Genomic DNA, 19,910 nt, shown 5'->3' on the forward strand with positions numbered 1-19,910 from the left:
GATGACACAAGATTATAAGACATTATTAGAATCAGTGACCCTACCCAACGGTCAAGTCCTTGAAAACCGCTTTGCATTATCTCCAATCGTTACCAACTCTTCTACTCAAGAGGGTTTCATTACCCAAGAAGACCTTGATTACGCCAGTCGTCGGGCCAAATCTGCCCCTATCCAAGTGACAGGTGCTGCTTATATTGAGCCTTATGGTCAATTATTTGAATATGGTTTCTCAGCTGACGATGATCGCGCCATTCCTGGTTTAAGCAAAATGGCTGACGCAATGCAAGCTGAGGGTGCTAAAGCTATTCTGCAACTAACCCATGCTGGTCGTTTTGCCAATCAAGCAATTCTTGATTACTATACTGTTTACGGTCCAAGTCCGCAGACATTGCACACACCAATCGACCACCAAGTGCTCGAAATGTCACCACGAAAAATTAAACAAGTGATCCGTCAATACGGTGATGCAACCCGCCGTGCGATTAAAGCAGGTTTTGCTGGTGTAGAGATTTCTGCAGCCCAACGCTTACTCATGCAGACTTTCTTCTCCCCTTACTCAAACCAACGGACAGATGAATATGGTAGCCATACTTTAGAAAACCGGGCACGTTTTGGCTTAGAAGTCTTTAAAGAAGTTCAAAAAGTCATCAATGAAGAAGCGCCTGAAGGCTTTATTCTTGGGTTCCGCGGTACGCCTGAAGAAACACGCGGGAATGAAATCGGCTATACTGTTGAAGAATTTAACCAATGGGTGGACTGGATCCTTGAAGTGGCAGACTTAGACTACTTAGCCATTGCCTCTTGGGGACAAAACATCTTCCAACACACCGTTCGTGCTAAAGGCCAATATTACGGTCAACCTGTCAATAAAATTGTCCATGACCACTTAAATGGCCGTGTGGTAATGATGGCAACAGGCGGTATTAATTCTCCAGGGAAAGCCATGGAAGCTATCCAATACGCAGATATGGTGGGCATGTCTTCCCCATTCATCACAGAACCTGACTTTGTTAACAAGTTGACTGCTGGAAAAGCTGATGAAATCGACTTACAGCTAACCAATAAAGATATCGATGACTTAGCTATTCCCAAAGCGGCCTTCAAGGATATCGTTCGTATGATGGATTACGGTAAAGGTTTACCAAAAGAAGCCCGTGATAAATTACGTGAACACGAAAATAATTATGATGTGAAAAAATAGTTCAATATATTATCTAATTGTAGCTGAACGTTTATTAGCTATACTAAGCACTAGGAAAATCCAAATCCCTTATATAACATGCGCTTTAACTTGATAGTACACTATCAATGACAAGTGCATGTTTTTTATTTCGATTTTGTGATGATAAAACTAGCAATAATTTACGAAATTTCTTACAATATAATTGTAGATAGGAAAGGGCTTACATTAAACAAAACAACTTATATTATTATTTTTTTAGTCTAATTTGCGAATGCTTGAACATATGATCGGTCGACAATCTTAGGAGGATTATCATGACAAAATTATTAGATAAAGTAGCCGTCGTTACAGGGGCTGCCTCGGGAATTGGTAAGGGTATTGCAGAAGTATACGCTAAAGAAGGTGCTAAAGTAATCGTCGCAGATTACGATATGTCAGGTGCTGAAACTGTTGCTGAAGGAATTATTGCTGGTGGTGGTCAAGCATCTGCTGTTCAAGTAGATGTATCAGACAACGATCAGGTAGTCGCTACTATCCAAACAGCCATCGATACCTATGGTGGATTAGATATTTTAGTCAACAATGCCGGTATCATGGATAAAAACGAACCCGTTGCTGAAATTGATACCGAAAAGTTTGACCGGGTTATCGCAGTTAACGTGAATGGCGTCATGTATGGGATGCGTGCAGCAATTAATTATTGGCTCAACGAAGATAAACCAGGTAACATCATCAACATCACTTCTATCGGGGGCTTAATCCATGGTGTTGCAGGAACAACCTATGTTGCTTCTAAACATGCCGTATCTGCAATGACAAAATCAACCGCATTTATGTATACCAAACAAAACATCCGGGTGAATGGGATTGCGCCAGGTGCTATTGCTACAAATATCGCTTCAACGATGACAGATTTAAGTGACTTTGGCAACAGCCGTATCGGAGGCGTGAGTGCCCTAAACCCTGGCATTGGTCATCCAGAAGATATTGCCCATGCAGCAGTCTTCTTAGCTTCAGACGATGCTAAGTTCATTAACGGTGATATCATTACCGTAGATGGCGGTTTCACTGCACCATTTTAATTCATTCATATTTTACACATTCTCTACTCAAAAAAAGCTGGTACTCATTTTACGAGTCCAGCTTTTTCTATATATTATCGGTCATCCTTTAATAGACGATTATGTGTTTGATCAATCAGAATTGCACCAAGAGGCGCGGTCACTAAAATAGCCACAACAGATATGGTTAAGATTGTTTGACCACTTGCTAATCCCATAGCTAAGGGTACAGCACCTATAGCGGCTTGTACGGTCGCTTTAGGTATATAGGCAAAAACAGCAAATAATCTTTCTGCTTTATTTAATTTTGTTCCTGCAAGAGACAGTAAAACACCAGCTGCCCTAAATACTAATAATAAAATAATTAATAATACTGCAATCATGCCAGAGTCTTTGACTGATTCAATGGACATACTGGCGCCCACTAATACAAATAAAACAATTTCAAAGGCCTGCCACAAATGATTGAAACCTATTTGTACGCCTTTAGCTTGAACTGGATTAACTCGAAGCATCATGAATCCCATAGCCATCACTGCAAGCAAGGCTGAAAAACCAATAGGCCCGGTCATCACTTTTTCAAGTCCGTCAAATAGCATAGCAATACCGAATGTTAAAATAACGGGATAACCACCTGATAGTTGATATTTTTCAATTAGCAAGGATAGTAGCCAACCGACCACCAAGCCACCAGCAATACCTAATATAATAGACGTAGGCATGGCAACCATACTTAACCAATGGAATTCCCCCGTTTGGGCTAGGGCTGTTAAAGCAGTGAAAATAATGATGACGAAGATATCATCCATAGAAGAACCCGCCAGAACCATCTGCGGTACCCCTTTTTCCTGTCCATATCCCTTACCCATTAGATCTAACATACGGGCAACAACAACGGCTGGTGATGTAGCGGCAATAACAGTACCTAGAATTGCTGCAGATAGGTAAGACATATCAAAAAATAGTGGCGCTAATATCATCGTACCAATAATTTCTATGGTAGCTGGTAAGAAGCTCATCAATATGGCTGGACGTCCTACTTTCTTCAAATCTTGTAAATCAATACTTAAGCCTGCTCTAAGTAAGATAATCACCAATGCAATTCTTCTTAAGTCACTTGAGATAGCTAAGGTCTCCTGACCAATCAAGTTAAATATAGCCGGCCCCATTAATAGACCCGCAATAATATAGCCAACTAAACTAGGTAAATTTAGGGCATCAAACAAGCACCCCAATAGATAACCCACAATAATCATAAATCCTAACGATAGTAACATCTTTTCCTCCTTTTGCAGGCACAAAAAAAGCTGACAGTCCTGCAATTTTACTTGCAGAAGTCATCAGCCTTTCAGCGGTTCGGTATAAGATGATTTTTAATAACCATCCACTTGACCAGGGAGAACCTCATTCCCTTTTCTATATTCCTTAGTATAGGGTTTTCTTCAATATAAGACAAGCCTTTAGTGACAATTTCTTGCTATCAATTTGCCGTGGGTGTATAGTGTAGGCGAACCTAAAAATCAGTCCAAAGTATCCATGAAAGGATGGGACAATATGGCTAAATTAGTATTTATCCGCCACGGGCAAAGTGAATTGAACTTACAAAATGTGTTTACAGGTTGGTTAGATCCAGCCTTAAGTCCACTAGGAGTAGAAGAAGCCAAGTCAGCGGGTCTCGCGCTTAAAGCAGAAGGTTTAACTTTTGATGTCGTACATACCTCCCTATTAACACGCGCCATTCAAACAACTTTTTATACACTAGAAAATCTAGATCAACTTTATTTACCAGTCCACAAACACTGGCGGTTGAACGAGCGCCATTACGGTGCCCTTCAAGGTTTAAACAAAGCAGAAACAGCTGCGATTCACGGTGACAACCAAGTACATATTTGGCGTCGTTCCTATGATGTACGTCCACCACAAGCCACAAGCAATACCTTTGACCGACGTTATCAAGACTTAGATATCGACCACTTATTAGCTGGTGAAAGTTTGCAGGATACTCTAAATCGAACAATGCCTTACTGGGAAGACCTTATTGCAGCTGATTTAAAAGAAGGTAAAGATGTCCTTGTCGTTGCGCATGGTAACAGTTTGCGATCTCTAACGAAGTATTTGGAAGATATTTCTGATGAAGATATTCCAAACTTAGAAATCGCAACAGGTGAACCGATTATTTATGATATTGATGAAAAGTTACATATTTCTAATAAAAAAGTTTTAACCAAAAAATAAACTAGCAAATAAAAAAATAGCTCGGAATTTTTGGCAGATTAGGCCACTAATTTCTAGGCTATTTTTTATTTTCTAAATATCTCTTCATAAGCTTGCGTTAACGCTACTAATTCATCCGGTAATGGCCATTGTGGTGGTTGTCCATTCATAATTTGAACGAATACATTAAGACAATTATGCCAACCTGTAGCAGTTTGCACTAGCCAAGCTAAGTCAGAAAATGTATGGTAGAAATGTAACTTTGAACCAGATGCTGTTTCAGAAACTTCCATACGCATCACATCTCGACTATCTTCAATAAATTCAAAACCATCAGCTAGTGAAAACTTGGTAATCACCCCTTGATAAAGATTACCTTCTCCATCATCAAATTTGATGAGCCCTCCAACTTGACCATCCATCTCTCCAGTTGCGAATGGATACCATTTTGAAAAAATGACTGGATCAGTCAAAGCATCAAATACAGCTTCTTTTGACTGATAAAATTCCCTTTCAAAGTATAGAGAATATGAACTTTCATTTTCAATTAACTGCCCAAATAACATGTTGTTTCCTTTCCCTAAAGCTAAATTTATTAGCATTTGGATTTCAATCCTCTTCATCTACATCATCGCTTAAATGTGTACTGACTTTTCTCGTCATTTTTCAATACTTACAGACACAAGTTGCTATGATAACCCATATTTATATTTTAGCCAACCACACTGCTCAACTTCTTTAACAACTGTCAACTTTTCCTAGTAATAATCAATCTCCCCCTGATTATTACAATGAATTGTTAAAGAGATTGCTTCATTAAATTGGAAGTGGCAATAGGGTCCACCACTTAAAGAAATATATAGCTGGCTATTTAAAGTACACGTTGCCACAATAAGATTTACCGAGCAGACGCCACTAATCCTTATACAGTTTACCACAAGCAGGTGAAAATTCGAACTCCCGATATCAAATCAAGTCAAGCACCCTATTTTGTCATAAAAAAGAATCCAGCTTTCATACTGAATCCTTTATTTATTATCTATTAAATTACTTTACTTATTCGGCTTTTTTATCTTTTTTGTAGATGGCATCGATGATAACCGCGATGGCGTTATCACCTGATACATTTGTTGCGGTACCAAATGAATCTTGCGTGATATATAGAGAAATCGCTAATTGATTGAAAGCTTCTGTTAAACCAACCATTGGTAAGAATGGTAAAGCTGACATGATAGCCCCACCTGGTGCACCTGGTGCTGCGACCATAGCGATTCCTAATACCATGACGAAAGCAGCCATTGTACCAATTGAGATTGGCATTGAGTACATCATTAAGATGGCTGTCACACAAGATATGATGGTAATCATTGAACCTGCTAGATGGATAGTGGCGCATAGTGGCACAACGAAGTTAGCAATTTGCTCAGAGACGCCATTTTTCCGGGCAATTTCAACGTTTGTTGGAATGGTTGCGGCAGATGATTGGGTACCTGCGGCTGTTAACCAACCTGGAATTTGATTCTTCATCATTTGAATTGGGTTCTTACCGGCGTAAGCACCAACCACGGCGAACATGAAGGTTAGGTATAGTAAATGTAAGAAGATGGCAGTGACTAATACCCGCCAAAAGACTGACATAACAGCGAATACTGAGCCTGAATATGACATGTCTGCAAAGTTGAAGAAGATATAGAATGGCAGGAATGGAATCACGACTGTTTGTAAGGTTAAATCGATAACCTTACCGAAGTCGGTAAATACTGTCATTAAAGATTCTCCGCGTCCTCTTGCTCGTAGCCAAGAAATCCCTAAGCCTAACATAAAGGCGAAAATGATGGCTGCGGTAACTGAAAACATGGGTTCTAGACCAATTGAGAATAAGGCGGTTGCCCCTTCGCCTGATTCTTGGATGGTATTTGCCAAATCGGAGGTGATAAACATCGGAAATAAATTGCTGGCCACAGTATAGGCTAGGATACCGGCAACGAATGTTGACCCGTAGGAAATGGCTACGGTAATCCCTAAAAGTTTGCCCGCACCTTCTGCTAGTTCAGCGATACCTGGAATAATCAGGCCGACAATCATCAATGGAATGATGAAGGACAGGAACTCAGAGAATAATCCGGATAATGTTTTTAATACTTGGAAGAAAATTTCTGGTAGAAAGCCAAATTGGCCGACGATGATCCCTAATATAATTGCAATTACTAATTTCAAGGCTAACGGTATTTTAAACCCCTTCTTTGCCATATGAACAACTCCTCTAAATCATTTCTTTCTCAAAAAGAAAAAAGTCCCAAATCAACTTGGGGCTTAAATTATTTTTATGAGATTACTGCTTTTATTTTAACAGATTTTTAATGAAATACACTAGGTAATTTCGACAAAATTGCATTCGCTTCTTGCCATTTCGGAAAATATTGGTCCATTAGCTGGTAGAAACGCTTGGTATGGTTAGTTTCTAGTAAATGAACTAATTCGTGAACAACGACTGATTCTAGGCAGATCAATGGTGCAGTGACCAAGTTCAAACTAATCCAGATGCGTTTCTTCTGGATATTGCAGGTCCCCCATCTGGTTTTCATTTGCTTGACCCGAAATTCATTGGCCCATACGTCCATATGGGCCATCATTTTAGGCCCGGTAATAGCTAATTGGTCTTTCAACGCTTGTCTGTAAAAGGTCATCATGACTTGTGTCCGCTCAACCTGGCCCATACCTGGTTTGACAGTTAAAACTAGCTGGTTATCCATTAATTGGCAAGACGTCGGACCCGGTTTTTCAATGACTAGTAAAGGATAGGCTTGGCCCCATAAATAATGGCTTTCGCCGGTTTCATAGCGTTTGACTTGGTCTTGGTAGCGGCTTTGGATATCCGCCTGCATCCGCTCAATTTGGGCTAAGTTGTTTTCCACGAAGGCGACAATAGCAGCTTTACTGGCATAATTGGGTGCTGAAATGCGCAGGTATCCATGAGGCGGGACGGCTTTTAAGGTCAAGTTTTTATAGTTGGCCTGCTTGGTTACTTGAACGGGATAGCCCGCGATGGTCATATCAAGTTTAATAGCTAGCACCTCCCCGTGCGCTTTTTTTGGCAAAATGACTACCTTATTCACTCTCGTTAATCTCTGTAATGAGGTTATCGTAATTGACTGTGGCATTCATGAAAGCTGTATTATCAGTTGCGAAATGCTGGTGGAAGTCGGTGACGGTTTGGACGGATACATCTGCATGATTAATCCTATAATCAATGATGTGCCCACCAAAGTTCTTGTCTTCGCTGATAAAATGGCAATGAAAGCCTTGTTTAACTACACCTTCAAATAGGTAAGGACCGTAAATCCCGATGCAAGTACCCTTGACGTTTTCTTGCTTGAATTCGGGTTGCTTACGACTGGCTTCGATAAAGCGCGGGAAAGGTTCTTCAACGCGCGGGATGACCCGGGTATGCATGAAATCAAAAGACCCTTCGATGCGGATGACTGAAAATGTCGATAAGGATTTCAATTTCCCTTTTAGGTACTGATGCCATTCGTCTAGGGTAAATAATTCGTTTACGGTGAAGGTTTGGTCAGGCGTAAAGTCAGTAACGGCTGCATACGGAACGGTTTCGTCCCCTTTTAAAACAACTAATTCACCGTTTTCCTTGGCCTGGTATGCCTTGCCTCCAATCACGATTAATTCCCCATCTAAATGGTCCATGGTACCAATCCCATAGTTGCCCTCTTTTAATAAGGCTTCTATGGTCATCGACCCATCGAAAAAGCCCGCCATTAAGTCGCCTAATGTTTGATGTTGAAATAGTTTCGCCATATCTGTCTCCCCGTATCGCTTTCTGTGCACAGTTCATTTTCATTTTATTTAAACGATGTCACTTCTTGTCATGACCATACTACCTTTTTTACCCTCGTCTCGCAAGCTGTTGTAGGAATGACAGCTTGAAATTGTTGACCCTTTTTCCTATACTAACTAGTACTTACTAGACAAAAAATTTGAAAGGAGTGGTTGGATGATTTCGCACGAGTTGCCTTTGATGCCGATTGGCGAGGAGGAGAAGCGGTGGATGGCGGAAATTACTGGTGATGATGAGACTTTCGTCTTGAAGCGGGATTTTCAGCCTGAGATCCGGCCCGGCGTGTGGGAAATTTATGATGGTTGGTACCAAATTCACGGCCAATTTCCTGGCATTTCACCCTTCGAGAAGGAATATGTCCTCGTGCAAAATGGGCAGATGACCCGACACCTTGACTTTCGCTATATGATCAGTGCCCTACCGCAAATTAAAGCCTACGAAGAGCAACGAAAAGAACGGTTAGCATACCAAATCACCAAGATCCTGGATGAAATCTACGAAGCAGTACCCTACGACGGGGTTTCAGACGCCATTTTAAGCCAAAAAGAGGACATGTCGATGGTGGAAACATCTAGCGAATTGGTCAAAGGTCTAGCCAACGTCTTGAAACAAAAAGACGACATCATCAAAAAATACCAGACATATTACGACCAAGCAGAAGACTTGTGGTAGATAGATAGGAGCTGCGACAAAAGTCGCTGCTCTAATCTTCCAAAGGTTCCTTTCTTGGTGTCGGCTCTTACACCTTAAAAAGCCGAACAATTACCGGAAGTAATTGGCGTATTTTGGAAACCATCGAAAGAGTTTGACTTTTGTGGGACAGCCGACGGAACGCAGCGACATACGGATGCCTTGCGTAAGAAGAGCCTGATATTACGACTTGTGGTAAATAGTAATTAGGGGCCTGACACTAATGTCAAAGCCCCTTTTTCTATATGACGAATTTACAATTTAAGTGCAACACATAAAAAATTCAAAAAAAGATCCACAGTTTTCCTTTAAAATAGATGTACCACCAACTACAGAAAGGAAGAAAACTATGAATCCATATTGTCATCTTACCATTTCAAAGTTTTGATTTTCCTCACAGTACTCACCACCTTACTTGATTTGTATACAACAAACCATAAATGAAAGCAGTACGAAAGTCATAAACAAGGCTTGAAAGAAATACTCGGGGTATGACCACCCCACTACTAAAAGACACAAAACCCATCATACTCTATTTTGCATAAAGAATGATGGGTTTATTTTATTATGTTTATTCCAACTAAAGAATTGCGGAAAAGGTTTCCTTCAACAAACTGATTTCTTTGGCTGATGTGCAGCAACAGCCGCCGATCCATTTGCATCCTGACTCATGCCATTTCAATGCTTCGTTTGAGAATACTTCATCAACCGCATGACTGTGCGTCCATACTTTTGTAGTGGCATCGTAGGTCGCTCCCGAGTTTGGATAAGCAACTAATGGCTTTGTCGCAATCTCCTTCAGATATTCCAAGGCCGGCAAAACTAAATCCGGCTGCACGCAATTGACGCCGTAGGCAATGATTTGCTCGGACGACTCTGCCAATAGCTGGAATACACGCAGATCGGTCCCATCGCATAAATGGTGATCGTCCTTCAAAGTCACCGTCAGCCAAGCTGTCGTCTTGGGATGTTGGGCTAGCAACTCAATCACAGCCTGGATTTCCGTTAGATCCGGAATGGTTTCGATGGCCAGCAGATCAGCCCCGGATTCCAGCAGCAACTCTAACCTTTCGCGATGGAAATCGACCAATTCGGTTTGCGACAGACCGTAATTGCCCCGATATTCAGAGCCGTCCGCCAAATAGGCTCCGTATGGTCCGACCGAAGCCGCCACCCATTTTTCTTGCAGGCCTTGGCTTTTCGTTTGGGCCTGTTTCGCTAGTTCTACCGTTCTTTTGATCAGAGCCCGGCTTTCTTCGGTTGTATGGCCCAAACGCTCGAACCCGGCAACCGTCGCTTGATAGCTCGCTGTGATGGCGATGTTTGCCCCGGCATCGTAATAGTTCTGATGGACTTTTTCAATTTTATCCGGTTCGTTCACTAATGCTTTCGCGGTCCATAACTCATCATTCAGGTCCAAGCCTTGCTCCTCCAGACCTAAGGACATCGAACCATCGATGAGGATCACTTTTTGATTCTTTTGCCACTCTTTAAAATTCATCGGAAAGCTCACCCACTTCTTGATTTTCGATTGCTACAGAAGCCTTTTTGCTGAAGAATAACTGGTAATAAAAGAAGCACAAGATCGTGAATGGGATGCCGATGATCAAGGCAATCCGCTGGTTCGGATCAAACGCGATGCCGATGATCGAAACGGAGCAAAGGATAATGACGAGCCACGGAACGATTGGATAGAATGGTGTTTGGTAAGCCAGTTCATCCAGTTTATGCCCCGATTTCAGATAGTATTTGCGGAAATTCAGTTGTGCCCAAGCGATGCTCAACCAAACCGCCACGACCGCGAATGCGGAGATGGATACCAAAGCCAGGTAAACGGTGTCCGCGGAATAGATGCTGGAAAATAGGGAGAGAAGCCCACCCAAAATGGTCAGCAACAACCCGTAAATCGGCAACCCGCGTTTGGATAATTTGGCGAGACGTTTCGGCAATGTTCCTGCATTGGCCAATGACCACAGCATTCTTGATGCTGCGTAGACCCCAGAGTTTGCGCCGGAAAGGACTACAGTGATCAGGACGAGGTTCATGATGTCTGCTGCGTATGGGATACCCATCAAATTCAGGATGACGGTCACCGGACTTTCATCCAAATTAGCCGCAGAATCCGGAAGCAGCGCACCGATCACAACAATCGTCCCGATGAAAAGGACCACCAAAATGACGATTGTCTGCAAGATTGCTTTCGGGATATTTTTCTTAGGATCCGACGTTTCACCAGCGGCTACGCCGATCAATTCCGCACCGGAAAAAGCGAAGTTAGCAGACAGTATCGCCAAGAAAACAGAGCCTGCGCCTTTCGGGAACCAACCGTTTTCCGTCAGATGGCTGAAAAGTGGTGCTGATTCATTTCCCTGGATCGGTATAAATCCGAATATGCCACCCAGACCCAGGATAAGGAAAAATGCCAGTGCGAGCACTTTGATCAGCGACATCCAAAATTCGCTGACGGAAAACCAACGCACATCAATAATGTTTGAAAGTACAATAATGCCGATAAAAAAGATGCACCAAAGCCAACTGGGAATGCCGGGGAACCAGCGTTGTGACAAAATCGCCAAGGTGATGAACTGCGAACCCAATGCCACTGTCCACGTCAGCCAATAAAGCCACGCCACCACGAAACCTGCTCCGGGATGGATGTATTTTGAAGCGTAGTTGTGGAACGAACTCGTACTAGGCTCGTGGACCGACAATTCGCCCAAGCACATCATGACCAGCGTCACCAAAAATGCTCCGATCAGATACGCAATGATTGTTCCGATCGAACCCGCCGTTTGAATGAGATACCCCGAACTCAAGAAGATTCCAGTTCCGATTACCCCACCCAATGAAAGCATAACTAGATGCTTTGATGTCATTTCCCTTACAAATGATTGCTCCATATTTTTCCCTCCAAAAATATATTAAAATATAAAAAAAAAGCACTCCCCCTATTGAAAGGGCGAATGCTCGCGTTACCACCTTTGTTCATAATCATAAAGATTATCTCAGCAAGGGACTGTCATCCCTTCACGCGCTATCGGGCGTACCCGTCACTTGCTAAGTTTCCCTCACACGTGATAACTCAAAGACCATTTTCGCTGATTCCGAAACATCTGCTTTCACCATTCGCAGACTCTCTATGGTTTCTTTCCCAGCTACTTATCTCATCAAAGTTTCATATATTTTTAATAAATATACAAGAATGATGGATGGTTGTCAATTATTTTGTGCTTACTTTCATTTGCCATTACTGTTAAAGTATTTATATCGAAACCTGTATATATCTATTTCCACTTCGCTTCTGCTGTCGGTTCATAAGCAGCCATTTTCTCTAACAAGACTTCTGGATCAGTTTCAACCAACAACATATCCCGGTATTGTTGATGCATAAACCCATGATCGACTTGAAAATCCAAAAAGTCCAACAAGCCATCATAGTAGTTATTCACATTCAAAATCCCGATTGGTTTATCGTGATAACCAACTTGCTTCCAGGAAATCACCTCAAACAACTCTTCCAGGGTCCCTGGGCCACCCGGCAAGGCAATAAACCCGTCAGACAAATCAATCATCTGTGCCTTTCGCTCGTGCATCCCTTGAACAACAAACAATTTAGTCAGGTCAGGATGTTGAATATTGTTGTCCGCCAACTTCTGTGGCACAACCCCCATCACATCGCCGCCAAAAGCCAAAGCCCCGTTCGCTACAGCAGCCATACAACCCACATTTGACCCACCATAAACCAAAGTCCGCCCTGATTTAGCAATCACTTCGCCGACCCTTGTCGCCATCTCTTCATAAACTGGGTCATCTCCAGTAGCCGACCCCAAATATACCGCAACACTTTCAAGTTCCATCCACAACACCCCTTCTTTCCCAATATTTTAGCCAAACCCTCAGCATCTGACAAGTACCTCCCCTGAAAAAGGGCGAAAGGCATCTTGTTGGCATTCACTATCAAGCACCCACATTGACTCACCCCACGCATCCTGTCATAATTTAAATAGAAGAGGTGGTTATATGACAACAACATTAGATAAAATTGCATACGAAAACTTACAAGACGAAGTAGTGGTGGATATCCGTGACAATACAACCTTCCGCCAAGGTCACTTGCCGAATAGTTTGAACGTCACAGCCAAGCAAAAAGACAAATACTGGGATGGCTTGGTCAAAAACAAAGAGAACCTTGTCATCCTTACAGATAAGGAAGAATCGCTCGCTGACTTTGAAGACCTAGATCCAAACGCTTATATTCTTTTTGAAGATATCCCGCAAGAAGTATTGGTTACAAGTGCAGAAATCACAGCGGCAGATTTCTTACAATTATCTGATGACCAGGATTATGTCTTATTAGACTTACGTCACCCAGATGAAATTACCCGCCCAGCACCAGAGAAAAACTTGGTCAATATCCCACTAGAAAAGCTAGCCGATAACTTAGAAAGAATTGATAGCGACAAAGATATTTACCTACTATGTGGATCAGGCGGCCGTGCCACAGCAGGCGACGCCTACTTAACAGCACATGGCTACAACAAAACACATGTCATCGAAGGCGGCATCAAAGCAGTCATTCAAGCCCAAGGGGAATAATTGTTTTAGCTGTATTTTAGTTTGCTATGTTGCTTTACTGAGGGGAATCTCCACTAATATTATTAAAAAGATAGTGATTGCCAAGTCAGCGATCACTATTTTTTCATTTGCGTGATTGTTTTTCTGAAATTTAAATGATTTTTTTCCGTAATCTTTTATATATCAGTGTATGATAGATATATATTATACGTTATAGGGAGGAATAGGACATGTTGAAAAGATTACCCGTTCTATTATTAACAGGTTTGCTTTTAGCTGGTTGTGCTGGAAATGAACAAGAGAATGGCGATGGGTCCCAAGAACAAAGTACTTCTAGTGAATCTTCAGAGGCGTCCACTAATAATGGTAGTGAGGATGCGGAAATCACTGACCAAGATGAGGATACTAATGAAGATACAGATAATCAAGTAGCTAACTACTATATCGACCCTGAGACCTCAAGTGTATTGCCGGCTAATGAGGATGCGAACCCTAATGTTGTACTCGCCACTGTCGATGATGTACCAAGGAAGTTACCCGAAACACCAACGTCGTCAGTAGAGGAAGCACAAGCTATGGCCAACCGCGGTATTTACGGGCTTTTCTTCGTCAACGGTATGTACTTACAAGGTGAAGATGGCGAAGAAGGCCGACAAGCATTAAAAGAGATTGCCGACATGGGTCATGTGATTGGTAACCACACGCTTACGCATTATAGTCTTGACCAAGTACCTGACGAAGAAACCTTGCGTCACGAAATTATTGGTAACCAAGATATTATTGAAGAAGTTATTGGTTATCGCCCACAATTCTTCCGTCCACCACACGGTATTGAAATCCCAGAATTAGAGGGGATTTTAGAAGAAGAAAACATGGTGGCGATGAACTGGTCGTATGGTTTTGATTGGGACGAAAACTATTCAAACCCAGCAATGCTAGCAGATGTCATGGTGAACACTGAATTCTTATCTCCAGGCGCTAATTTATTAATGCACGACTTAACTTGGACCAACGAAGCTATGCCGGCCATACTAGACGGTATTCAAGCCAAAGGTTACGAATTTGTTGACGCCCGTGACATCGCCACACGAGACGAAATGGCTGACTTATAATCCAACCACTTGATTTTAAAAACATTTATACACGCAAAAAGATAGTGTCTATTTAAGTTAACATTCACTATCTTTTTATATTGGCTATTAATTTGACTACATTGAGAAGTTACTCATCATAATTAGCATATATTTATATTCTGTAACTATTGAATGTATTCGTGGACTACCTTAAAGCCACCGGCTTATCTATTAATCATCAAAAGTTACTAAATAGAGTTGAAACCACAGGATTCATGTTTTAATTAATCTTTTATTTCTTTTTTCTTTAATAACACGATGTTTTCTAAATGTGCGGTATGAGGGAATTGGTCGATTGGTTGCACTTCTACGACTTCGTAGCCAAAGTCGAGTAACCAAACTAGGTCGGCTGCTAAACTTTTCGGTCCGCATGACACGTAGACAATGCGGTCGGTGCCGAATCGACCGATGGCACGCATGACTTTACCGCCCGCCCCGTTACGTGGTGGGTCTAATAATAATAAGTCTGGTTGTCCCCAAACATCTGGTAAAACCCGCAATCCTGCTCTGGCATCTGAGGCCATAAAGAAGGTATTATCTAGGTTATTATCCGCGGCATTTCGTTTAGCTGAGTTGATTGAGTTTTCTACGATTTCAATCCCAGCCAACGATTTAGAAGCGGCTGCTAATGGTAATGAAAAAGTCCCGATGCCACAGAATAGGTCTAATACTTTCATATCCTCTTTGACCTGAGCCATGTCAATCGCTGTTTCGACCATCTTATTGGCTTGGACAGGATTTACTTGGAAGAAAGTATCTGGCCAAATACGGAATTTAAAACCTTGTAGTTCGTCGTTGATATAGTCACGACCGTGAATGAGATAGACATCATTGTCATACGACCGTTCGGTACCTCCATTTTTCTTCAACCATTGGAAGGAAACAATCCGTGGTTGCGCGTTTAGAAGGCGTTGGGTAAGGTCTTCGATGGCTTCAGTATAAGCATCCGGTGCTTCTAAAGCGTAAATGGCGACCATGATTTCCCCTGTTGCAAATGATTGACGCATCAATAAGTTGCATAGCAAACCTTCTTTAGTATCTTTATCCAAGCCTGGGAATTGGTAGTCTTTTTGCCATTTGGAGACAACTTTTTTAATGGCAATCATCTCTTCTGGGGCTAGGATGGAGTCTTCTAAGTCGATAACTTTGCGGTAATTTCCTTGTTGGTGCATACCTAAAGACCCGTCTACGCCAAAAGTTAATTCCATCTTGTTGCGGTATCGGTAAGGATTATCCATGCCGATGATGGGTTTGACTAGGTTGGTATCAAAGCCAGCTTCTGCTAAATAACCCTTAATTAGAATTTCTTTGTGGGCTAGCTGGTCTTCGTATTTCATAAATTGTAGGGGCGCACCGGCAGCCATTTCTCGGTCTACTGGCATATCCAAATTCCGCATGGGACTTGGTTCCAGCAATTCGTCAAATGATAGACTGGCTTTATGACGTCCTTTGGCATTGGGCACAGTCACGCGGACTTTGTCGCCTGGGACGACATTATCGATAAATAGTAGTAAATGTTTTCCGTGGGGGCCTTTTTCTGGCGGATGGATATAGCGCACAAACCCCACGCCTGTATGGTCCAGTTTCTCAACTGTCACTTCAAGAACTTCTGTCGGATATAGATCTTTCTTCACTTTTTCACACCTCTTCTGGCAATTGTCAAGAAATTATAACAGTTTATACGAAAAAAGACTAGGTTTCCCCAGTCTGATTTCTACTATTAACTACTATATATGTGACGGTAATTTATTCCCCGCGGTAGCGCATTTTCAACCCATTTAGGAAGTTACGTGCGTACCGGTCGCCACATGGTTTGTAGTTGCGGTGACCTTCTTTACGTAAGACGGCACCTAATTCACTTTTGGTTAAACGGCCGCCAGCATCTTCCATGATTTCATGCAAATCTTCTGTGGTCAATGACAAGGCAATCTTCATTTTCTTCAATAATAGATTGTTGGCATTGTCGTCAGTTAACTCTAGCTTTGGTTCCGGGGCCCCTTCACGGACGCCACGTTGGGAAGTGATAATCCCATTTAAAAAGCGTTCAAAGTGTTCATTATTCAATACTTCTTCATACTCACGCTCATATTCATTTTCGTTTTCATTCGTCCGTGTAGCAGTAGTAAAAGCACGAACTTGATCAGCTGTGACACTTGCCCCACCCATGTCGAAAATTTTTACAACATCTTCGTCTTTGATATCTAAAGCATAACGCAAGCGCGTTAGTCGGTCATTATTATTCATTTTATCTCAACCTCTCTCAATAGTTATTATAGCAGATTAACCGTCACGACGGGCATCTGCTTCAGTAATTTCACGGATTGGCTTACAAGGGTTACCGAATGCAATCATGTTGGCTGGGATATCTTTTGTGACTACTGAACCGCCACCAATGACAGCCCCGTCCCCAATCGTTACACCTGGCATGACTTTCACACCACCACCAAACCAAACATTATTGCCGACTGTTATTGGTTTAGCATATTCTAAGCCTTTATTACGTCTTTCAACATCTAGCGGGTGGCCGGCTGTATAAAAGCCGCAGTCTGGTGCAACAAATACGTTATCTCCGAAAGTGACTTTAGCCCCGTCAAGGATAACTAAATTGTGGTTGGCATAAAAGTTTTCCCCGATTTCAATGTTGAACCCATAATCACAATAAAATGGCCCTGCAATTTCAAATCTCTCGCCCGTTTTGCCTAGTAACTGGCGGATAATGTCTTGTCGCTTTACTTTTTCACTAGGCCGTGCATGATTAAAGTCATAACACAATTCCTTGGCATCCGCTCTGGCGTCTATTAATTCCTGGTCATAGTTGGCGTCATAAATCAGCCCAGCTATCATCTTTTCTTTCTCAGTTGTCATGAATGAAACTCCTTATATCGTTAACCTATTTCTTAATGCTTAGTATAACAAAATCTATTTATAACAAGAAGTAACTTCCTTAACCATTAATGACTCAATTAACTAGACTAGCAAATATGTTAACCACGCAATTTAAATGTTAAAAAGGCCGAGACTTATGTCTCGACCTTTCAAGATAAGCTAATTTGACTAGCTTAATTCTTTTTTTGATGAAGTTTATTTACAATTATTGGTGCAAGTATACTAGTGATTATGGCTGCCATCAAAACTTGTGCAGTAGCTGATGTCACATCGCCTGCCACCGCTGGTAAAGCTGTACCAACCGTTGCTGGAACAGCCGTAGACATACCTGCGACTGTAGCGATAGATACGCCGGCTAATCCATCATATTTCAATACTTTCTTATCAATAAAGTACATCAATGGCATAGATAAAACCATGAAAATAATTGTCACAATAATACCAGAAAGACCTGATCGAATAGCTTCAAACATATCCATTCCTTGACCAAGTAACCAACCAAGTAACATTAAGGCAGCTGGCATTACTGGACCAAATACTTTTCCGAATTCAGGATCTAAATTACCTAATATAATTCCTATCACCAAAGGTAAGAAGATAGAAATGATTGGTGTCCACTCAATACCACCAAAACCACCTGAGATGTACGCTGATAACATAATCATTGGTAAGGCTGGCAAGGCCGGAATAACCGCAAAGGGGTAAATAGAGGCGTCATCCTTATCCCCATACATTTCGGTTAAAGCCAAGTGTACAGCTGGATTAATCGATAAAATAACCGCTAAGAAACCTAATCCAGAAATCCCCCAAACACCTTCAAGACCGAATAATAGCAGAAAGATTACCCCAAAAATGATGGAAATACACATTTTAATAAGCACTAACGCTCCTTGGTGTTTCATCAAATGGCCTAATTTTTTTAAATCAACTGTTGTACCTGATGCAAATACCAATAAACCAACGATATAATTCGTCCCTGAATTAGAGAAAAAAGCTTCTGTTGGCCCACCCATATCAAATAAATTAGGGAAAAATGAATAAATCACCATAGACACAACCATTGGAACTAGAAAAGTCCCTGCTGGAATTCGACGCATAAAATTAATCAATCACATAAACTCCTTTTGTTTTTATTTTATAAATTTGTACATCAAAGCCATCATACTATGCAGAAATATTGAATACAAGGGCTTTACTAGTATTCAATATTTTTTAAAACATCTTGACGAAGAAAAAGAGACTGTAAAATCCAGTCTCAAAATCTATTACTATTTGTTTTAATCTAGTTATCTATCTATTTTTTGATATATTTATCGTGAATTTTGTTAACAATTAATGGCGCAACAATCGATGTAATAATTGTAGCCATTAATACTTGCGCTGTAGCAGAAGTTACGTCTTTAGCAACTTCAGGCAAGGCCACTGCAACTACTGCTGGCACGGCTGTTGTCACACCTGCAACGGTAGATAAAGCAATTGCTGAATACCCTTCATAATGTAATACTTTTTTCTCAAAAATATAAGAAGTTGGCATTTCTAATATCATGAAGATGATTGTTACAATAATACCAGAAACCCCTGACTTAATTGCTTCAAACATATCCATATTTTGACCAAGCAACCAGCCCAATAACATTAATGATGCTGGCATAACTGCACCAAACACTTTACCGAATTCTTTATCTAAGTTCCCAAAAATAATCCCTATTACTAATGGTAAGAAGACAGAAATAACTGGCATCCAATCTACACCGCCAAAACCACCGTTGATATAGACACTCATAATAATTAAAGGTATTGCTGGAAGTGATGGAATTACCGCAAATGAGTAAATCGCTGCATCATCCTTATCCCCGTAAGAATCAGTAATAGATAAGTTGATAGCTGGATTTGAAGACAACATCACAGAAACAAATCCTAAACCTGAAATCCCCCAGATACCATCTAACCCAAAGAAATTTAAAAAAATAAATGAGAAAACTGTCGCAATTACGATTTTAAAAATGACTAAGGCACCCTGGTGTTTCAGTAATAAGGTCGTCATCAAATGATCTTGTCCGTGAACCATAATAAAACTTAATTCAATATTTTCTCCACTTGCTTCTTTAGCTAGCATATCTGTTTGAGCATTATGGGCATCCATCAAGCTTTCATTCGCTTCGCCAACTAATCGTTCGGCTGCTTCAAAATCACCATTGCGTGCTTTGGATAAAGCTTCCACCAAAACTGATCGGACTTCACCTGCATACGCGACAATTTCAAAACCTATCATAGTTGCTTCTTCTTTATCCATAACTGCTACTTCCGTTAAATGT

At 41.3% G+C, this 19,910-nt stretch carries 20 protein-coding genes, 1 pseudogene, 1 riboswitch and 1 other annotated feature; of the genes and pseudogenes, 6 read left to right on the forward strand and 15 right to left on the reverse strand.

Going from position 1 to position 19,910, the window contains the following annotated elements:
• Window position 1 precedes the first annotated feature (1 nt).
• Complete coding sequence (locus tag AWM74_RS02740; RefSeq protein WP_026466554.1) at window positions 2-1,201, forward strand: NADH-dependent flavin oxidoreductase; 1,200 nt, start codon at window positions 2-4, stop codon at window positions 1,199-1,201.
• 296 nt (window positions 1,202-1,497) lie between these two features.
• Window positions 1,498-2,265: a glucose 1-dehydrogenase gene (locus AWM74_RS02745; protein ID WP_026466555.1), complete on the forward strand. Its 768-nt coding sequence runs from the start codon at window positions 1,498-1,500 to the stop codon at window positions 2,263-2,265.
• A 74-nt stretch (window positions 2,266-2,339) separates the two neighbouring features.
• On the opposite strand, the gene AWM74_RS02750 is transcribed toward AWM74_RS02745, so the two are convergent.
• The gene (locus AWM74_RS02750) at window positions 2,340-3,521 is read right to left on the reverse strand and encodes a cation:proton antiporter (protein ID WP_026466556.1); all 1,182 of its coding nucleotides are present in this window, start codon (window positions 3,519-3,521) and stop codon (window positions 2,340-2,342) included.
• A gap of 47 nt (window positions 3,522-3,568) precedes the next feature.
• Window positions 3,569-3,665, reverse strand: a riboswitch (Fluoride riboswitch).
• Window positions 3,666-3,798: 133 nt separating this feature from the next.
• On the opposite strand from AWM74_RS02750, the gene AWM74_RS02755 reads away from it, so the two are divergent.
• Entirely contained in the window at window positions 3,799-4,479 is a 681-nt protein-coding gene (locus AWM74_RS02755; protein ID WP_026466557.1) for a 2,3-bisphosphoglycerate-dependent phosphoglycerate mutase, read from the forward strand.
• A 65-nt stretch (window positions 4,480-4,544) separates the two neighbouring features.
• Here AWM74_RS02755 and AWM74_RS02760 read toward each other — a convergent pair whose 3' ends face one another.
• The 5 genes from AWM74_RS02760 to budA all read right to left on the reverse strand — a co-directional run bounded on the left by AWM74_RS02760 (window position 4,545) and on the right by budA (window position 8,271).
• Window positions 4,545-5,060 (reverse strand): SRPBCC domain-containing protein, encoded by a 516-nt coding sequence (locus tag AWM74_RS02760; RefSeq protein ID WP_236702844.1) that lies wholly within the window; start codon window positions 5,058-5,060, stop codon window positions 4,545-4,547.
• 156 nt (window positions 5,061-5,216) lie between these two features.
• The gene (locus AWM74_RS09620) at window positions 5,217-5,396 is read right to left on the reverse strand and encodes a VOC family protein (RefSeq protein WP_418151282.1); all 180 of its coding nucleotides are present in this window, start codon (window positions 5,394-5,396) and stop codon (window positions 5,217-5,219) included.
• A gap of 118 nt (window positions 5,397-5,514) precedes the next feature.
• Window positions 5,515-6,708 carry a dicarboxylate/amino acid:cation symporter gene (locus tag AWM74_RS02765; protein WP_026466559.1) on the reverse strand — a complete coding sequence of 398 codons (1,194 nt, stop codon included), beginning with the start codon at window positions 6,706-6,708 and terminating at the stop codon, window positions 5,515-5,517.
• 107 nt (window positions 6,709-6,815) lie between these two features.
• Complete coding sequence (locus AWM74_RS02770; RefSeq protein WP_236702845.1) at window positions 6,816-7,556, reverse strand: M48 family metallopeptidase; 741 nt, start codon at window positions 7,554-7,556, stop codon at window positions 6,816-6,818.
• 10 nt (window positions 7,557-7,566) lie between these two features.
• A complete protein-coding gene (gene budA, locus AWM74_RS02775; RefSeq protein WP_026466561.1) occupies window positions 7,567-8,271 on the reverse strand; it encodes an acetolactate decarboxylase in 705 nt (234 codons plus the stop codon).
• A 196-nt stretch (window positions 8,272-8,467) separates the two neighbouring features.
• On the opposite strand from budA, the gene AWM74_RS02780 reads away from it, so the two are divergent.
• Window positions 8,468-8,983, forward strand: a complete 516-nt coding sequence (locus tag AWM74_RS02780; protein WP_026466562.1) for a hypothetical protein — start codon at window positions 8,468-8,470, stop codon at window positions 8,981-8,983.
• A 598-nt stretch (window positions 8,984-9,581) separates the two neighbouring features.
• On the opposite strand, the gene mmuM is transcribed toward AWM74_RS02780, so the two are convergent.
• The 3 genes from mmuM to AWM74_RS02795 form a co-directional block, all read right to left on the reverse strand.
• Window positions 9,582-10,502 (reverse strand): homocysteine S-methyltransferase, encoded by a 921-nt coding sequence (mmuM, locus tag AWM74_RS02785; RefSeq protein WP_026466563.1) that lies wholly within the window; start codon window positions 10,500-10,502, stop codon window positions 9,582-9,584.
• Window positions 10,492-11,901 (reverse strand): amino acid permease, encoded by a 1,410-nt coding sequence (locus tag AWM74_RS02790; RefSeq protein WP_026466564.1) that lies wholly within the window; start codon window positions 11,899-11,901, stop codon window positions 10,492-10,494. Before AWM74_RS02790 ends, mmuM begins: the two co-directional genes overlap by 11 nt.
• Before the next feature lie 52 nt (window positions 11,902-11,953).
• Window positions 11,954-12,181: a binding site (T-box leader), on the reverse strand.
• 104 nt (window positions 12,182-12,285) lie between these two features.
• Complete coding sequence (locus AWM74_RS02795) at window positions 12,286-12,858, reverse strand: LOG family protein (protein ID WP_026466565.1); 573 nt, start codon at window positions 12,856-12,858, stop codon at window positions 12,286-12,288.
• 163 nt (window positions 12,859-13,021) lie between these two features.
• Here AWM74_RS02795 and AWM74_RS02800 point away from each other — a divergent pair, with 163 nt between their 5' ends.
• Together AWM74_RS02800 and AWM74_RS02805 are read left to right on the forward strand one after the other, a co-directional pair.
• Window positions 13,022-13,597, forward strand: a complete 576-nt coding sequence (locus tag AWM74_RS02800) for a rhodanese-like domain-containing protein (RefSeq protein WP_026466566.1) — start codon at window positions 13,022-13,024, stop codon at window positions 13,595-13,597.
• A gap of 209 nt (window positions 13,598-13,806) precedes the next feature.
• Complete coding sequence (locus AWM74_RS02805) at window positions 13,807-14,688, forward strand: polysaccharide deacetylase family protein (protein ID WP_026466567.1); 882 nt, start codon at window positions 13,807-13,809, stop codon at window positions 14,686-14,688.
• Window positions 14,689-14,933: 245 nt separating this feature from the next.
• Here AWM74_RS02805 and rlmD read toward each other — a convergent pair whose 3' ends face one another.
• The 6 genes and pseudogenes from rlmD to AWM74_RS09540 all read right to left on the reverse strand — a co-directional run.
• Window positions 14,934-16,343: a 23S rRNA (uracil(1939)-C(5))-methyltransferase RlmD gene (gene rlmD / locus AWM74_RS02810; RefSeq protein WP_026466568.1), complete on the reverse strand. Its 1,410-nt coding sequence runs from the start codon at window positions 16,341-16,343 to the stop codon at window positions 14,934-14,936.
• 112 nt (window positions 16,344-16,455) lie between these two features.
• Window positions 16,456-16,953, reverse strand: a complete 498-nt coding sequence (locus AWM74_RS02815) for a YehS family protein (RefSeq protein WP_026466569.1) — start codon at window positions 16,951-16,953, stop codon at window positions 16,456-16,458.
• A 36-nt stretch (window positions 16,954-16,989) separates the two neighbouring features.
• Window positions 16,990-17,574 (reverse strand): sugar O-acetyltransferase, encoded by a 585-nt coding sequence (locus AWM74_RS02820; RefSeq protein ID WP_026466570.1) that lies wholly within the window; start codon window positions 17,572-17,574, stop codon window positions 16,990-16,992.
• Between the two features lie 194 nt (window positions 17,575-17,768).
• Complete coding sequence (locus tag AWM74_RS02825; protein WP_026466571.1) at window positions 17,769-18,704, reverse strand: 2-keto-3-deoxygluconate permease; 936 nt, start codon at window positions 18,702-18,704, stop codon at window positions 17,769-17,771.
• A 185-nt stretch (window positions 18,705-18,889) separates the two neighbouring features.
• Window positions 18,890-19,639, reverse strand: coding sequence for a 2-keto-3-deoxygluconate permease (locus AWM74_RS09285; RefSeq protein WP_236702855.1), 750 nt, complete (start codon window positions 19,637-19,639; stop codon window positions 18,890-18,892).
• Window positions 19,619-19,888 (reverse strand): annotated as a pseudogene (locus tag AWM74_RS09540) (PTS lactose/cellobiose transporter subunit IIA); the annotation flags it as partial. The pseudogene AWM74_RS09540 and the gene AWM74_RS09285, both read right to left, overlap by 21 nt.
• Window positions 19,889-19,910 lie beyond the last annotated feature (22 nt).

This window comes from Aerococcus urinaeequi (genome assembly GCF_001543205.1).
Lineage (GTDB): Bacteria > Bacillota > Bacilli > Lactobacillales > Aerococcaceae > Aerococcus > Aerococcus urinaeequi.

Excerpts from the sequence above, each read along its gene's own strand:
- AWM74_RS02740 (WP_026466554.1), top strand. The coding sequence starts at position 2 with ATGACACAAGATTATAAGACATTATTAGAATCAGTGACCCTACCCAAC.
- AWM74_RS02745 (WP_026466555.1), top strand. The coding sequence starts at position 1,498 with ATGACAAAATTATTAGATAAAGTAGCCGTCGTTACAGGGGCTGCCTCG.
- AWM74_RS02750 (WP_026466556.1), bottom strand. The coding sequence starts at position 3,521 with ATGTTACTATCGTTAGGATTTATGATTATTGTGGGTTATCTATTGGGG.
- AWM74_RS02755 (WP_026466557.1), top strand. The coding sequence starts at position 3,799 with ATGGCTAAATTAGTATTTATCCGCCACGGGCAAAGTGAATTGAACTTA.
- AWM74_RS02760 (WP_236702844.1), bottom strand. The coding sequence starts at position 5,060 with ATGCTAATAAATTTAGCTTTAGGGAAAGGAAACAACATGTTATTTGGG.
- AWM74_RS02765 (WP_026466559.1), bottom strand. The coding sequence starts at position 6,708 with ATGGCAAAGAAGGGGTTTAAAATACCGTTAGCCTTGAAATTAGTAATT.
- budA (WP_026466561.1), bottom strand. The coding sequence starts at position 8,271 with ATGGCGAAACTATTTCAACATCAAACATTAGGCGACTTAATGGCGGGC.
- AWM74_RS02780 (WP_026466562.1), top strand. The coding sequence starts at position 8,468 with ATGATTTCGCACGAGTTGCCTTTGATGCCGATTGGCGAGGAGGAGAAG.
- mmuM (WP_026466563.1), bottom strand. The coding sequence starts at position 10,502 with ATGAATTTTAAAGAGTGGCAAAAGAATCAAAAAGTGATCCTCATCGAT.
- AWM74_RS02790 (WP_026466564.1), bottom strand. The coding sequence starts at position 11,901 with ATGGAGCAATCATTTGTAAGGGAAATGACATCAAAGCATCTAGTTATG.
- AWM74_RS02795 (WP_026466565.1), bottom strand. The coding sequence starts at position 12,858 with ATGGAACTTGAAAGTGTTGCGGTATATTTGGGGTCGGCTACTGGAGAT.
- AWM74_RS02800 (WP_026466566.1), top strand. The coding sequence starts at position 13,022 with ATGACAACAACATTAGATAAAATTGCATACGAAAACTTACAAGACGAA.
- AWM74_RS02805 (WP_026466567.1), top strand. The coding sequence starts at position 13,807 with ATGTTGAAAAGATTACCCGTTCTATTATTAACAGGTTTGCTTTTAGCT.
- AWM74_RS02815 (WP_026466569.1), bottom strand. The coding sequence starts at position 16,953 with ATGAATAATAATGACCGACTAACGCGCTTGCGTTATGCTTTAGATATC.
- AWM74_RS02820 (WP_026466570.1), bottom strand. The coding sequence starts at position 17,574 with ATGACAACTGAGAAAGAAAAGATGATAGCTGGGCTGATTTATGACGCC.
- AWM74_RS09285 (WP_236702855.1), bottom strand. The coding sequence starts at position 19,639 with ATGACGACCTTATTACTGAAACACCAGGGTGCCTTAGTCATTTTTAAA.